The organism is Mesorhizobium sp. AD1-1 (genome assembly GCF_020164655.1).
Classification (GTDB): domain Bacteria; phylum Pseudomonadota; class Alphaproteobacteria; order Rhizobiales; family Rhizobiaceae; genus Mesorhizobium; species Mesorhizobium ciceri.
Genome location: NZ_JAIUGP010000016.1, coordinates 1 through 14,814, shown reverse-complemented (window position 1 = coordinate 14,814; position 14,814 = coordinate 1). Strand labels below are relative to the sequence as shown.

Below are 14,814 nucleotides of genomic sequence, written 5' to 3'. Positions count from 1 at the left end.
AGAGCGCGGTGGGGAGAGGCGTGCCGGACAGCGCTGCTCCTGACAGCAGGCTGTCAGCAGCAGCGGGAAGGCGCCCGAAAGCCTCTTGTCGTTACACGCCCCTGGCGGCTGATGCGACCTGCGTCGCCGACCCGTTCAGGCGCGGCACCACGACGAGGCGTTTGATTTTGCCCTTCTTGAAAGCGGCGAGGAAGCGCGCATAGTCCTTGAAGGCGACGCAGCCGCTCGACTGGGCGTAGCGGCCCCGGAGCAGGTAGGTATGGGCCAGCAGGCCGTTGCGATTGTATTTGTTGCGGCCATCGACCGGTGTCAGGCGCAAGGCCTCCACTCCGTGGAAGCGCGACTCGCGCATCGACAGATTGTAGGTGTTGGGCGGCGTCGGTCCGCGATTCTTCTGGTCGGCATAACGCGGCTGGTCCGCCATGGCGCCGATGCCTGAATGCGCCTCGAGCCTCGAGCCGTCAGGCATGTAGACGGTCGCGCTGCTGATGTCGTACACGGCGACGCCATTGCCGGCTCCGCTCCTGGCGGCTGGCGAGTTGAAGAGGTTCCTGAACGCCTTGCCAAGGCCGCCCGACGGGGTATCGGGCTTGGCATAGGCCAGCACATCGCCGCCATCGGCCGGCCGGCCTTGCCGCGTCGGTTTTGCCGGCTGGGCCTGCTGGACCGTCTCGCGTGCCGGCTTCGGCTGCTGAACGGATTTCGGCTGCTGGACGGACTTAGGCTCCTGCTGGACCACTTTGGGCTGCGGCGCGTCGAATTGTGGACGCCGGGTCGGCAACGGCACGTCGTCGGTCAGAGCGTCCGGCAGCGCGGCGGCATCGCCGGGTTGATCCTGCTGGGTTTCGACGGGTGAAACCACGACATCGGCTGACGATTCCTCGATCGGCAGCGGTGAGGCGAACGCCTCGTCGTCGGCCGGCAGGGACTGCACCAGAGCAAGCGCCAACTGCGAATTGTCCGGCGTATCGGATTGGGCAGAACCCATCGGCGGCGGTGCGGTCTGCACGACCACCGAGTCGGTATCCAGCCGGGCGAAACGTTCGGCCGCCGGAACTGGCATGTTATCGGACAGGCTGGCTGTGACCTGGACGGAGGGCACCAACGACGCCTCGGCAATTCGCGGTGCGACGGTGGAGATCACCGGGCGGGTGTTGGCACTGGCGGCAGGCTTTCCGGCGTCGGCAAAGGCAGCGGCCAGCTTCATCGGCGAAAGCGACGCTTCCATGCGTTCGAAGCGCTCCTGCGCCTTCGACTTCACGGCGGCGGGCATCGGCTTTGCCTGCGCTACAAGGCGTTCGGATTTTTCCGCCCGCGCGCTTACCCTGGCCAGCTTGAAACAGCTGGCGCCGCACTGCACCGAATGATCATGCAGGGCCTGAGTGCCGCCATTGGCGTTGGCCAGCACGAAGGGTGCTTTCAAAAAGTGCTGTTTCAGCGGATCGGCAAGTGCGAGCGATCCCGGTGTCGACAGTGTCTGGGGCAGGCCAACCGAAGTTGCCGATAGAGAGGCGCCGACGGAACTGAGGCCAGCCATGGTGCCGATCAACCAAAGGCCGATGGCGGTGCTGACGCAAGGCAGCGCGACCCAGCGGGCCACCCGGCCAGCGTTGAAGGAAGGGGAACGTGGAGCATCGACGAACTCGCCGCCCTCACGCTGTCCCCGGTTTTTTTTGTGTGTACTCAACAACGCCATGCAACCAATCTCGCTTCAATCGGTTTCCCCGTACGTGGCCTTGAGAGCCGCGACGACCATTCTGTGAGTGATCCCAGGTGGTCCCCGACGCGTTTACCGCGTCTGTAGTTGGTTGCCGATTGCTTCAAAATATGGACAAAGTTGGTTAATCAATTCCTCTCAAAACCAACGACGAGATGTGGATTTTGGCCAAATCAGCCTTCGTCCACGGCCAGGAAAGTGGTGTTGTCGCCCTTCCGACCTGGTTTTGCTGCCTGTTTTTGGCGGCCGAGTCAAGCAAAACAGCCACTGCTAATTTTTACGCAGCGCCTCCGCGCGGTGTATGCAGCGAACCGACTGCCGGCAGACCTGCCTACAAAAGGCGCGCGTGTTTCCGGTAAAACTGTTGCCTGCCATGCTAGATTTCTCGCGGGAAGGCGGCCTCAAACGGCCCACCCTCAGTTGAACCAAAGCGCAAACGTCAAAAACCCGCCGCCGCCGAACTGGCGCTGGATCTGGTCGAAATCGTCGCTGGTCGCGAGCTCGCCGCTTTCGAGGTAGGGCGCGATGGCCGGGCCGGTGATCGACAGCACGAGATCGAAGTTTTTTGGCTCGTCGAAGAAGCGCTTCATGTTGATGCCAAGCCCAGTACTGGCGGTGACGCGGAAATGCGGCAGCAGCTTGCGGCCTTCCAGGAGATCCTCGGCCATGGTCAAGGCGGCGAGCCAGGCCTGGACCTGCTCCTCGCCGACTTCGAGGCCGGTGAGCGGGTTCTCGCCCTTCTGCTGCGGTCCAGGCAGCCATTCGCGGTCATTGTCGGTCTCGGCGCGGATCGCCTTCCAGTCCTCGCGCGACAGCCGGATCATTTCCAGCAGGTGGCGGCGCGCCGCTTGCCGGCGCTCCGGTTCGATCACCGGCCAGTTGACGAGATGCACCATCGAGATGAAATCGGCGATGCGCCATTCCGAGGAGAAGATGCTCGAGCCCATGTCGCCGGCCGGCGGCACCAGAATATCCTGCAGCGGCAATTTGGCGCGCGGGAACAGCATGTGAAACGAGCCGTCGAAGGTGCTCCTGAAATCATGCGCCAGCCAGAAATCGGCCTGCGCCATCAGGAACTCGGCATAGCCCTGCAGCCAGTAGCCGTCGGCGCGGTCGAAGCGGAAGGTGAGCGTGGGGGCGGCGGCGTCCGACGAGATACCGCCGCGCGAGAGTGAGGCGATGATCGCCGCCATGCTCTCGTCCGGCGCGATGGTGCCGTCCTCGTTGAGGTCGATGCCGGCATGGGTGAGATCGATGACCATGCCGATATCGGCATTGGGCGGCACCGAGGCAAACGTGGCTGCGGATTTCTCCAGCCGGTCACGGAAGCCGACCAGGATGGCGCGGAACTGCTCGTAAGTGAGCGGCTCGGGATTGGGATTGTCGGGCACCGGCAACCGCATCAGCGGCAGCATGAAGGATTGCGGGCTTTCGAAACCATGACGGTGCAGGCCGGTGGCCAGGATCTCCAGTGCGGTAAAGAACTCGCCCGCCCCGGCCGCATAGGCGGATGCCGGGTCTTTTGGCGCGGCAGCCTCCAGCGTCGAGAGAGCGGTGTCGCGCGCGGCCACGGTCTTCGCCTTGAACAGTGTGGTTGCCGCTTCTGGCATTGCCGCCGACGCGGAAGACAGCGGCAGGAGCAGAATGAAAGCGGATGTCAGCAGGCCTGCCAGTCGTGTCATCTTTTCCCCCAAATGTTTGTCGCGCAGTGCAAACATACACCATTTGCAGCGTCGCGCTTCAACCCGCCCCGCGGACGGTCTACACAGGGCAAACAATTGGGCATCGCGTGTCGAATTATCCGTTTTCCTACAAGCTGTCCTGGCTGCCGCGTTTCCTGAAGCCGTCACTGGCCGGCGACGCTCAAGACTTTGCGCCGATGGCCGGGACGCTGATGGATCCACCGCCGAAGCAAGCGGTGCGGCTTGCCTTTGTCGGCGACATCTCGGCAGTGGCCAACCGCAGCGCGCCGGATTGCGATCCGGCGATCAAGGCGCTGCTCGGCGCTGCCGATCTGGTGATCGGCAATTGCGAAAGCCCTGTTGTGGACAGGCCAAGCGCGGTGCTGGGCACAAGGCTCGGCACGCATCATGCGATGAGCGAGCCGTTCCTGGCCGAGGCGCTGACGGCGGTTGGTGTTGCGCGCGAAAAACTCGTGCTGTCGCTGGCCAACAACCATGTACTGGATCAGGGCATCGCCGGTTTCGACGGGACAATCGCGGCGTTGCTGCGGCTCGGCATCCGCACGATCGGCCTGGCCGACGGTCCGGTTGTGCCGATTCAGGTTGGATCGCTTGATATCGGCTTCGCCGCCTTCACGCTGTGGCGGAACGCCGATGAAAAACTGTTTGCCGGGCGCGTTTCGATGGACAGCGATCCGGCGGGCTGGCCACCCGCTGGCTTGGACCTTCTCTGCGCCGTGCCGCATTGGGACTGGGAGTTCCGGCATTTTCCGCGCGACGGGACGCGAGCGCTGGCCAGGCGGCTGGCCGGGCAGGGCGCCGGGCTGATCGCGGGCCATCATGCCCATGTCGTGCAGCCGGTGGAAAAGATTGATGGGACGATCGTCGCCTATGGGCTCGGCGATTTCCTCGGTACCGCCTTTGCCCGGCAGCCATGGCCGGGCCGCATCGGCTCTATCCTCATTGTCGATGTCAGTGCCGATGCCGGGACGCGCGGCAGGATCGCGTCTTACCGGATGCATCCCTTCATGCGCCTGCGCGCTGGCGACCACGAGCGGCTGGTGTTGGTGGAGGCTTTGGAGGGCCGAATGCGTGACAGGGTCGCGGAGCGACTGAAAGCGGTCTTCCCTTCTCCACCAACCGATGAAGGCGTTCCCGCTTAACCATCTGGCGGCCCTTGCAAAACCAACTATCATGCTCCCGCAGAGGCAGGATTGCGGGGATAGCGGTGGAATCAGCGGATTTCATGCCGAGTGAAACGGTCATCGCCGGCATCCGGAAAGACATCGAGGCCTATGAAGCGGCGAGGGCTTCGGCGGTCCGGCAGGTGCGCTGGCGGGTGCCGGTGTTCGTGGGGCTGGTGCTGGTGGCCGTGGTGCTGGTCGCCTGGCTGTTCAACAAGGTCGCCGACCCCAACGAGCAATGGGTCTCGACGCCGCATGTATTTCTCTATGTGATCGGCTTCGCGGCTTCGATCCTGCTCTATTTCCAGGCCAGGAAACCGGCGACGCGGCTGCAGCAATCGTTCCGCGAGACGCTGCTGCCGATCATCTTCGGCTTCATCGCCGACATGCGCTACCAGCATGGCGTGACGCCGAATTCCTTCGACCGGTTGCCGCGCACGGCGGTTGGTCCGTTCAACCGGCAGGCGTTCGACGACATCGTGGCGGGCCGCTATGAGGGGTTTCCGTTCGAGCTGTACGAGGCGCATCTGCGGGAAGGGTCGGGCAAAGGCTCCTCGACCGCCTTCCAGGGCGTCATCGTCGCTTTCGAGACCATCGCGCCGTTTCCCGGCATATTGGTGGCGACGCGGCGGACCAACGCGGTGATCAGCTTCTTTCGCGGCATATTCGCCAGCAAGCTGCAAGAGCTGTCCAGCGGCGACGCTTTGCTCGACGCCGCCTACGAGTTCCGCACCGACAATCTCGGGGCGGCACAGCCATTGGTGAGCGGCCGGCTGGCGCAGGCGCTGAAATGGCTTGGCGAAACCTGGCCGGACGACCCAGCCCGCGTCGCGCTCAACGGCAGCGATGGTTTCCTGCTGTTGCCGCAGACGAAGAACTTCTTCGAGCTGCCGGATATTTCGGTGCCGCTGGACTACAGCAGGCATGTCGCGCCGATGATATCAGACATGGGCGCGATGCTGGCGACGGCGGCACTTGTGCGCAAGATCGGCGCGAAGGACGAAGCGGGTTGATCGGGCTGCGCTTTCAGCACTCGAAGCCGTATTTGTCACGCATGTAGTCCGCCTCTTCTTTCGACATTTTGTTGAACATGACGCACACGGTGAAGCTGCCGACCTGACGTCCGCCGCGTGTGTATCCCCAGTCGGAAATATCGTCCCTGGTGAATTCTATGTTCTGGCCGAGGACGACGTTGTGCACTTCCTCCGGCTGGTTTGCCAATATGCCGACAAATCCGGTTTCGGTGCGGCGGAACGGTATGACCCAGAAGTGTTCGGTGACGTTGCCGTCCCGTACCTTGACCTTCAATTTGAACCTCTCTGTGTCGGCGGGAGGCGCCTCGGACAGTGCCAGGAAGTCGTCCAGGCTGGCGAGCGCCTGCGCGGTCGCCGCTGCCATCTCTGGGTCGCCGGGAGTGAAGATAATTGTTTTGTCGTCGCCCGGATCCGTGGCTTGTGCGCCGGCCAATCCTGGAGCAAGCGCCAGCATCAGGGACATCGCAGTCCGGACTGCAAGCTTCATGGAAGGCCCCTTCATGTCAACGGTCGACACCATCCCGCATTCGACGTCGGTTTGCAACCGTAGCGCGAGTTTGATCAGCGTTGGCGTGGCGGTTTTTGAACTGATCCGCGAAACAAAATGTGTATCGACGATCGGTCAGCGCTCTGTTTCGTGATGCCGCCCGAGATGGATTGCGGCGGCTGCGTGGTGATCGAAAGCCGCCCGTCACAATCGGCCAAGTGACTCTTTTCGCGGACAGAAGTGCGTTCATTGGGGGAGCCGAAGCGGCCTGAAATGATCTCGGTCGCAGATAATGTGTCGGAATTAAGCCTATGATATTGTTTGCGAAAATTCACCCAATGTGATTTGCGGAGGGTACGCTTTCCGTCCAGTTTCAGGCCGTCCGGTGCTGTCGTTTCCCAAGGCGGCGGTCCGGAAAAGTGAAACAGCACGGAGTGCTTACCAATGAAGAAGACCCTCGCAACCACCGCTGCTCTGCTCGCCTTCCTCGGCACCGCTTATGCCGCGACCGTTCAGGGCACCATCCAGGCCGTCGATCCGACGACCAAGTCGATCACCCTCGACGACGGCAAGATCTACCAGCTGTCGCCCGAAGCGACGATCGGGAAACTGAAGGTCGGCGCCAAGGTGGCGGTGACCGTCGATGACAAGACCGGCATCGTGACGTCGATCAAGAAGGCCTCGTAAGGCGTCAGCGTCGTTCGTCGGCAGACCTGCTGACGCAATTTCAGACCCTGTTCCATTCTGGCCGGTCCTCAGGGGACCGGCCATTTCGTGCCCTCCACCCTCGACGCCAGGCAAACCGCCGTCCCGGCGGCGCCGCTATGGTTTTTGCCAAAGAGCCGCGCTATCCCTTGGCCAGCGGGGGATAGTCATGGCCGACGAGCAAAAAGGGTTTCGCCTGTCGCGGCGATTGCTGCTGGGTGCGGCTGTCGTCGGCGGCGCGGTGCTGTGGGGCGGCAACACGGTGGCGCGGCTGGCACGCGGACCTTCGGGGCCGAAGAACGCAGGACGGATAGCCGATATAGACGGCTTCGCGCTGCCTCTGAAGCCGCTGGACAATGCGCCGGCCTTCGATGCGTCACTGCCCTGGTCGGCAAAGGGTGGTGACATCAACGATGCCAGCGGCCTGTCGATGACGCCGGTCTACGGCGTGGTCGAGGTCAGCGGGGACGAGCACATCGCCAAGGCCCTGGCCTTCGCGCGTGCCAATGGGCTGAAAATATCGCTGGCCGCCATCCGCCATTCCATGGGCGGGCATGCCTTCGACGACAACGCGCTGGTGCTCGACCTCAGAAAGTTCAACAGGGTCACCGTCGATGCGGCGGCCAAGACCATGACCTTGCAGCCGGGCGCGCGCTGGCATGACATCCAGAACCTTCTGCATCCGCACTTCGCGGTGAAGGCGATGCAGTCGACCGACATCTTCTCGGTCGGCGGTTCGCTGTCGGTCAATGCGCATGGCATGGACCACCAGGCGGGTTCGGTGGCGGGCTCGATCCGCTCGATGCGGGTGATGCTGGCCGACGGTTCGGTGACGACCTGCTCGCCGACCGAGAACACCGATCTGTTCCGCCACGTCGTCGGCGGTTACGGCCTGTTCGGCGTGGTGCTGGAGGCGACGCTCGATATCGTCGACAACGCCGTCTACCGCACCTCGCGCGAAATCATCAAATCGGACGATTTTCCGGAATTCTTCGCCAAGGTGCTGGAGCCGAACAAGGATATCGGCCTGTTCTACGGCCATCTGTCGACGGCGCCCGGCAATTTCCTCGAGGACATGATCGTCTACCGTTACGACAAGGTGGCCGAGCGGCCGCCGGCCGATCAGCCCGAGATCGGCGAACCGGGATCGGTCGGGTTGAAGCGGGTGATCATCAACCTGGCGAAATGGGGCAGCCTGTTCCAGGAATTGAAGTGGTTCACCGAAAAGACACTGGAGCCGAAATTCGAAAGCTGCACGGTGGCGCGCACCTCGGCCATGGCCGAGGGCGAGGCCTGTCTCGTCACCCGCAACAACCCGATGCACGATTCGGTGCCCTATCTGTTCAACGATCAGATGGAAGAGACCGACATCCTGCACGAATATTTTATTCCGCGTGCCGCCTATGTCGAATTCATCGCGGAAGCGCGCGAGATCCTGCGCAACCAGACGCTGCCGGTGCTCAATGCTTCGGTGCGCATCGTCCACAAAGAAGATGTGGCGCTGACCTACGCGCCGGAGCCGGCCTATTCGCTGGTGCTCTACGTCAACCAGCCGACCGATGCCGACGGCAATGCCAGGATGCGGGCGCTGACGCGGGCGCTGATCGACGTGACGATCAAGCATGGCGGGCGCTTCTTCCTGCCTTACCAGCTGCATTATACGGCCAGGGAATTGCTGGCCTCCTATCCCGAACTGCCGGCCTTCCTGGCGGCGAAGCGGCAGTATGACCCGACGGAACTGTTTTCCTCGACCTTCTACCGTGCCATCAAGGCGCTGAGCGGGGTGTCGTAAGAAGCAGGAGAACAGCCATGCGGATGGTATCGGCGGCGGCACTCACCCTCATCGCGCTGTGCGCCGGACCGGCCGGAGGCGAGGATCTCAAGGCCTTCAAGCTGACCATCGACGGCTTGACGGTCGATATCGATCCCGGCGAGAGCGCCGATGTGACGCTGCCCGGCGGCAAGCAGAGCAAGGTGACGCTCGCGCGCAACGACTTCGCTACCTTTTCCGGCAGCGATTTTTCCTTCGTCCACCCCAGCGGCATTTCGGTGACCAAGACCGATCTCGGCGATGACATCACGCAGTATCTGATGGCCTCGGCGCTGGGCACGATCGTCGTCGTGCAGGAGTATGGCGCCATGAATCCGGTGTCGCTCAACCAATTGATGCTGCAGGAGATGACCAGGCAATCGGTGCAGGCCGGCGCCAAGCTGACGCAGGGGCCGACCACGCGCAAACTCGCCGACGGCAAGGAATTGACCGGGATCCGGGCCGAGGTGAAGACACGCACCGACACCGCCGATTTCGAGATCGTCGGCTTCGGCCTGGCCGATCGGGGGCTGCTGTTCATCACCCGCATTGCCGGTGAGGATGCAGCGACCGAAAAGCCGCTTGTCGACAAGTTCTGGCAGAGCCTGAAAGTCAGGTTCAGGCCGGACTAGGATCGTGTCTCAGTTTGGATTTCGGCTGGGGTTTTGCGTATCGGCGGCTCAAGTTATTCTGATGACCCCGGGTTGGAGATCCTGCAGCATGGCGAAGCTCATTTTCAGAATGAACCAGTCACTCGACGGCTATGTCGACCACCAGAAAATGCCGTCGGGCCCGACGATCTTTCGTCACTGGATAGAGCAAGTGCGCAATTTGAGCGGCAGTGTGTACGGTCGCGGCATGTACGAGGTCATGCGCTATTGGGACGAAGACCATGCTGAGTGGAGTGCGGAGGCGCATGAATTCGCGGCGGCGTGGCGGAGCCAACCGAAGTGGGTTGTGTCGCGCTCTCTGAAGTCGGCCGGCCCTAACGCAACACTTGTCGCGGATGACGTCGAGGCGGTGATACGCGGGCTTAAGGCTGAGCTCGTCGGGGAGATTTCAGTTTCTGGACCAGGCCTGGCGCGAAGCCTGACCGACCTTGGTCTTGTCGATGCGTACCAACTCTACCTCCATCCGTTCGTGCTTGGTCATGGCAAGCCATTCTTCGCCGGCCCCCGGCCGCCGCTTCGCTTTGTGGCCAGCGATTTGATTGGCGACGACGTGATCAGGTTGACCTATGTGCCTGCCTGATCACGTAGTCGAACCGAGACGCCAGCGGGCCTACAGCCCCTTCGGCATCAGGCCAGCCAGCCAGTTCACAGAGCGCTTCGCGGCGTCGGCGGTTGCCGAGGCGGCGCGGCCGAGATCGGTCTTGACCACGGCGTAGCCGTTCTTGGTGCGATAGAGCACACCGGTTCCGCCATCGACCACCTGTTCATAGGCAACGGGCCGGGCGGCGTCGGCTTCCATGGCGGTCGTCGGCGAACCGACCGAGACGCTCGGCCGGTGGCTGAGTTCCGGCGGCAGCGGGCTTTCGGTTCTGACGACGCGGCTGGCGGGCTTCAGTTCCGGGCGCGATGCGGTCGCGGCCAGTTGCGAGGAGGACGACGAACCCTTCGTGCGGCAAATGCCGGAGACGAGCGGATAGTTGAAATTGCGCTCGTGCAGCATCTGGCTCTTCATCGCGGCTTCGCACTCGGCGACGGTCGACCATTTGGCCGGCGTCTCGCCGATATATTCGCAAAGCTTGGCGTCACAGTCGCAGCCGACAATGGTCATGGCGACAAGGGCGGTCTTGATCACGGTCTTGTCCCTTCGAGATGCCCCCCGGCAGCCCTTCCATTTCTTCCCATTCCTTCGCGCGCGAACAAGGCGGGATTTGGCCGCGATTGTGGAATGGGCGTGACGGAGGCCAGGAAATGCGTAATCTTGGCCGGGCGTGACCGAAAGGCCTCAGTAATCGTAGACGTGTTCGAGCCTGGCGCCGGACTTGATCAGCGCCGGCAACACGAGATGCAGCTTGCGCACGGCAACGATCATGCCGGTGCGGCGCGTGGATTGATCGGCCGGCAGCGGATAGCTGAACAGGATGCGCATGCCTTCGGGAATGGCGATCGTATCGGTGGAGAGCACCGTGGCCATGATCTCGTCATTGCCGCCGATCTCGACGAAGGAGACGCCCTTGTCGATCAGGCGCAGGATCATTTCGGTGAAGACCTGATAGCGCCTGGTGACGAAGATGGTGCCGTCAGCGCCCATGTCGCGTTCGAGCAAGGTGTCGGGCTCGTTGCGCGTGGCTTCGCCGACGGGCCCCTTGGCCCAGACATGGATGTCGAGCAAGGCGGGGTCCATCGTGGCAGCGAGGGCCTTTTTTATCAGGTCGGCATAGCCCTGCTTGATGGTGTCGGCGAGGCCGAACGCCAGCTTGCGTTCGCTGGTGCGGATCGAGCTGTCGCCCGGCGCCGGCTGCACGGCAAACAGGCCGGCACGCTTGTCGGCATAGGGGAACTGATACCACGGCACCTGGTCGAGAAACGCGGCATAGTCCGCCGCCACCTTGGCCTGATAAATGTCGGCGGCGGTGCGCTTGGCCGTCGTCGCCTCGGTGATGCGGCCGACCGTGTTCTCATAGGCCCACTGCAATATATGCTCGATCGAGTGGCTGGTGCCGATGATGACCAGCATCTGGTGGTTGGCGTAGTTGAACTTGTAGGGAGAGCTGGCGCGGATCACCATGGCGTAGTCCTGCCAGAAGCGGCCGATATAGGACCAGTAGGGGAAGCCGCTCGGCTGGTCCTTGTCGACGAAGCCGGCATATTCGCGTGCGGCGTAGACGATCGCCCATTCCGGATAGGTGAGGAAGGTCGATTCCTCCGGCCGCTGGTAACCCGGAATCTCGGCGCGGACCTTGTCGGCCAGCGCCTTGGGCGGGGCGCCGTCGGCAATGCCGGGCAGCGGCGTCTTGTCGAGCGACGACGTCGTCAGGAAGCCGTAGCTCAGCCCGGCGATCGGGATGAGGATGACGACGACGATCAGCCAGAGGATCGTCTTGATGATGCGCTTCAGCCAGCGGAACAGGAACATGCCTGGTCAGGCCGTGGCGAAGTGGTCGTGTACGCGCCTGGCCAGCCGGAAGCCGACATAGACGGCGAAGCCGCCAATGACGATGTGCGGCAGGTTGGCGAAGAAGCGGGCCGGGAATTCGATATCGTTGAGAGAGCGGAAGCCGTTGATGAAGATACCGGCGTCGAGGCAGCCGGAACCGGTGACCAGCCCGAGCACGCCGTCGAACAGGTAGACCGAGCCGAACAGCTTGAAATAGAACACTGCCTGGCGGTGGGAGATGAAGGCGGCGGCCAGCGCCCAGACGCCGGAGAAGGCGTGCAGCAGGTCGTCGTACCATTGCAGCGAGAAAAGGCCGAACAGATTGCCGTCGGCATCGTTGAACGCCGGTATGTAGCCGATGGCGACGACGCCGAAGAACAGGAAAGCGTAGGCAACGGCAAGCTTCTGGACGAGCGTCATGAAGTATCCCCCTTCTACGAGCCCATTTGTAAACGCTACTCTGCCGGCCGCCTGACGCGGTTTTCTGCGCTTCCTATGCTCACGGACTCAAAGGTCCGCTACGCTTCGGTTCTCGAAAACCACGCCATCCGACTCGGCAGAGCGCATTTTCAAACGGGCTCTGACCAGGCGATACTAACCGATTTTAGCGCGCGGTGAAGCGGCGCTCGCAAGATCGTCGGCAAAGGAGATCAGGGAGGCCAAAAGACAGTCGGCGCCGGGATTTCTCCCAGCGCCTCCCTGTCAGATCAGGACGCGGTCGCGGCAGCAACTTCCGTAAAGTCGTCGCGCCTTGCCGGCCTTGATTTTGACGGTCCTGCCAGTCCGCCGCCCGAGAGCAGCGTCCGTTCGGGACCACGCCGGTCTCCACCCTTGCGAGCTTTGCCCTGCGCACCATCGAAGGTTTTTGCCGTCCTTCATGGCAGCATCGGTCCGCCGTCGGCGTTGGCACGCTTTCCGCGGCCCCGTAGGTCTCGGCTCCGTCCCTCGAAACAGGCAAGCCTGCTCTCGCTTCGGGCCGTACGGGCCTCAGGAAATCCGCCTTTCACTTCGCCTTTCGGCTTGATGATCGGTAGCCGCCTGAGATGGGTTTAATGTACGCCGGGTAAGGGTCCTGGGGAATGGCCGCTGCCCTGTGGATAGCGGGATTACCGGGGATCGTTAGCCACAAACCGGGGAATTCGAGCGCCGGCTGCTTTAGACAGCCCGCCCGCTTTTTTGCGTACGAGCCGACAGCGCCCCTTGCTCCGCCGGTGGTCGCGGGCTTCAATGCCGGCAAAGGATCGGACCTGCATGTCCGGCGCCGGGGAGGGCGGGTATTTTGAAAGTCGGAGTGGTTCTCAACCCGATTGCCGGTGGCGGCCGGCTGAAACGGCATTGGCCCGATGTCGCCGTGTCGCTGAAAAAGCATTTCGGCGAATTCGAGCTGCGCGAAACGCAGGCCGAAGGCGATGCCGAAAGGCTGGCAATCGATCTCGCAATGATTGGCTTCGATCTGGTGATTGCGGCCGGCGGTGACGGCACCGCCAGCGAAGTGGCCGACGGGCTTCTGCAAGCGGCCCAGGAGAGCGGCCGGATCACTGAACTTGGCCTGTTGCCGTGCGGCACCGGCATCGATTTCGCGCGCGGGCTCGGCCTGCCGAAAGAGGTGGATGCCGTGCTGAAGCGGTTGGCCGAAGCCAAGGGTCGCAAGGTCGATGCCGGGCGCATCGGCTACATCGACGATCACGGCGCGCTGGCCAGCCGGCACTTCATCAACATCGCCAGTCTGGGACTTTCCGGCGCCACCGACCGCGCCGTCAATGCCGACAAGCGCAAGGGCAGGATGTCGGCCAAGGCACTGTTCCTGTGGCGCACCGTGGTGGAGTTCATCCGCTACCGTTTTCAGGACGTCAGGATCACGGTCGACGGCGGCGCACCCGTCGAAGCGCGCATGGCGCTGGTGGCGGTCGCCAATGGAAAGTTCTTCGGCGGCGGCATGATGATCGCGCCGGATGCCGAAATCACCGACGGGCAGTTCGACATCGTCATCCTGCGCGCCGCCGGCAAGCTGAAGCTGATCTGGGACATCCGGCTGCTCTATGGCGGCCGGCACCGCAACCATCCGGCGATCACCATCCTGCGCGGCAGGAAAGTGGTGGTCGAGCCGCTCGGCGATGCGTCAGAGAATGGCGCCCTGGTCGATATAGACGGCGAGTCGCCGGGACGCATACCCGCGACCTTCGAGATCCTGCCGGGTGCATTGACGCTCAGATACTGAATCAATCCGTTGACAGATTGATTCAGATGAATCCGCCCATCAATCCAACGTCCTGAAATCGCTTGATAACTGGCTGATGTCAGAGTTCCAGCTTGGCCGGAAAACCGGGCGCGCGCAGGTCGGTATCGACGGCATCCTCGAGCAATTTGACGATCTGGGTGGACCAGGCGCTGCCGCCATATTCCTGTTTGCCCATCTGGAAAATCTCACTCACAAGCGGCGCCAGTTGGAGCGGCAGTCTGAATTCCCTGCCCATCGCCAGCGCGAAGCCGAGGTCCTTCAGCGCCAGGTCCATGGTGAAGCCGATGTCGTAGGAGCCGTTGAGAATGAGCTGGCTTTCGGTCTCGTGGACGAAGCTGTTGCCGGAGGAGGCTGAGATGGCATGGTAGGACTGGGCGAGGTCGAGCCCGCCCTGTTTCGCCAGCATCAGCGCCTCGCCGGCGGCGACGAGATGGATGAAGGCGAGCATGTTGGTGATCACCTTGATCACCGCCGCCGAGCCGACCGGACCCATCAGGAACGACTTTGCGCACATCGCCTCGATGGCCGGCCGATGACGTTCGTAGAGCGCTGGATCGCCGCCGACCAGCGCGGTGATCTTGCCAGCCGCCGCCAGATGCACGCCACCGGTGACCGGGCATTCCAGCGTCTCGACGCCCCTGGCCGAGGCGAGGGCCGCAAGGCGAAGAATCTCGTCGCGGCCGTTGGTGGACATCTCGATCCAGGTGCCGCCTTGGGGTAGGCCCTCCAGCAATCCGCCGGGTCCGGCCAGCACCGCTTCGCTGACCTTGGGCGAAGGCAGGCACGTGATGGCATTGCCGGCCCGGGCGGCGGCCTCGGCCGGGCTGCTCGCGGCAGTGGCGGGGGGGGGG

General features: G+C 63.0%; 15 protein-coding genes. 8 read left to right on the top strand and 7 right to left on the bottom strand.

Annotation, left to right across the window (positions count from 1 at the left end; genetic code table 11):
• Positions 1-91: 91 nt before the first annotated feature.
• Positions 92-1,696 (bottom strand): DUF2778 domain-containing protein, encoded by a 1,605-nt coding sequence (locus tag LB519_RS25185; RefSeq protein ID WP_224621476.1) that lies wholly within the window; start codon positions 1,694-1,696, stop codon positions 92-94.
• A 437-nt stretch (positions 1,697-2,133) separates the two neighbouring features.
• Entirely contained in the window at positions 2,134-3,399 is a 1,266-nt protein-coding gene (locus tag LB519_RS25180) for a hypothetical protein (RefSeq protein WP_224621475.1), read from the bottom strand.
• A 107-nt stretch (positions 3,400-3,506) separates the two neighbouring features.
• On the opposite strand from LB519_RS25180, the gene LB519_RS25175 reads away from it, so the two are divergent.
• Together LB519_RS25175 and LB519_RS25170 are read left to right on the top strand one after the other, a co-directional pair.
• Positions 3,507-4,562: a CapA family protein gene (locus LB519_RS25175; protein ID WP_224621474.1), complete on the top strand. Its 1,056-nt coding sequence runs from the start codon at positions 3,507-3,509 to the stop codon at positions 4,560-4,562.
• Positions 4,563-4,645: 83 nt separating this feature from the next.
• On the top strand, positions 4,646-5,596 hold the full coding sequence (locus tag LB519_RS25170) for a DUF3137 domain-containing protein (protein ID WP_164747158.1): 951 nt from the start codon (positions 4,646-4,648) through the stop codon (positions 5,594-5,596).
• Positions 5,597-5,609: 13 nt separating this feature from the next.
• On the opposite strand, the gene LB519_RS25165 is transcribed toward LB519_RS25170, so the two are convergent.
• A complete protein-coding gene (locus LB519_RS25165; protein ID WP_013530036.1) occupies positions 5,610-6,104 on the bottom strand; it encodes a YegJ family protein in 495 nt (164 codons plus the stop codon).
• 13 nt (positions 6,105-6,117) lie between these two features.
• Here LB519_RS25165 and LB519_RS25160 point away from each other — a divergent pair, with 13 nt between their 5' ends.
• The 5 genes from LB519_RS25160 (at position 6,118) to LB519_RS25140 (ending at position 9,870) form a co-directional block, all read left to right on the top strand.
• On the top strand, positions 6,118-6,258 hold the full coding sequence (locus tag LB519_RS25160; RefSeq protein ID WP_224621472.1) for a hypothetical protein: 141 nt from the start codon (positions 6,118-6,120) through the stop codon (positions 6,256-6,258).
• A gap of 290 nt (positions 6,259-6,548) precedes the next feature.
• On the top strand, positions 6,549-6,791 hold the full coding sequence (locus LB519_RS25155; RefSeq protein ID WP_013530037.1) for a DUF1344 domain-containing protein: 243 nt from the start codon (positions 6,549-6,551) through the stop codon (positions 6,789-6,791).
• 187 nt (positions 6,792-6,978) lie between these two features.
• Positions 6,979-8,601: an FAD-binding oxidoreductase gene (locus LB519_RS25150; protein ID WP_224621471.1), complete on the top strand. Its 1,623-nt coding sequence runs from the start codon at positions 6,979-6,981 to the stop codon at positions 8,599-8,601.
• 17 nt (positions 8,602-8,618) lie between these two features.
• Positions 8,619-9,251: a hypothetical protein gene (locus tag LB519_RS25145; protein ID WP_224621470.1), complete on the top strand. Its 633-nt coding sequence runs from the start codon at positions 8,619-8,621 to the stop codon at positions 9,249-9,251.
• An 88-nt stretch (positions 9,252-9,339) separates the two neighbouring features.
• Complete coding sequence (locus LB519_RS25140; RefSeq protein ID WP_127384775.1) at positions 9,340-9,870, top strand: dihydrofolate reductase family protein; 531 nt, start codon at positions 9,340-9,342, stop codon at positions 9,868-9,870.
• Between the two features lie 30 nt (positions 9,871-9,900).
• On the opposite strand, the gene LB519_RS25135 is transcribed toward LB519_RS25140, so the two are convergent.
• The 3 genes from LB519_RS25135 to LB519_RS25125 all read right to left on the bottom strand — a co-directional run bounded on the left by LB519_RS25135 (position 9,901) and on the right by LB519_RS25125 (position 12,144).
• Positions 9,901-10,422, bottom strand: a complete 522-nt coding sequence (locus tag LB519_RS25135) for a hypothetical protein (RefSeq protein WP_013530041.1) — start codon at positions 10,420-10,422, stop codon at positions 9,901-9,903.
• Positions 10,423-10,572: 150 nt separating this feature from the next.
• On the bottom strand, positions 10,573-11,703 hold the full coding sequence (locus LB519_RS25130; RefSeq protein ID WP_224621469.1) for a hypothetical protein: 1,131 nt from the start codon (positions 11,701-11,703) through the stop codon (positions 10,573-10,575).
• A gap of 6 nt (positions 11,704-11,709) precedes the next feature.
• The gene (locus LB519_RS25125) at positions 11,710-12,144 is read right to left on the bottom strand and encodes a DUF4383 domain-containing protein (RefSeq protein ID WP_013530043.1); all 435 of its coding nucleotides are present in this window, start codon (positions 12,142-12,144) and stop codon (positions 11,710-11,712) included.
• Positions 12,145-13,003: 859 nt separating this feature from the next.
• Here LB519_RS25125 and LB519_RS25120 point away from each other — a divergent pair.
• Positions 13,004-13,942, top strand: coding sequence for a diacylglycerol/lipid kinase family protein (locus tag LB519_RS25120; RefSeq protein ID WP_224621468.1), 939 nt, complete (start codon positions 13,004-13,006; stop codon positions 13,940-13,942).
• A 79-nt stretch (positions 13,943-14,021) separates the two neighbouring features.
• Here LB519_RS25120 and LB519_RS25115 read toward each other — a convergent pair.
• On the bottom strand, positions 14,022-14,814 hold a 793-nt coding region (locus LB519_RS25115), incomplete at its 5' end, for an NAD(P)-dependent oxidoreductase (RefSeq protein WP_224621467.1).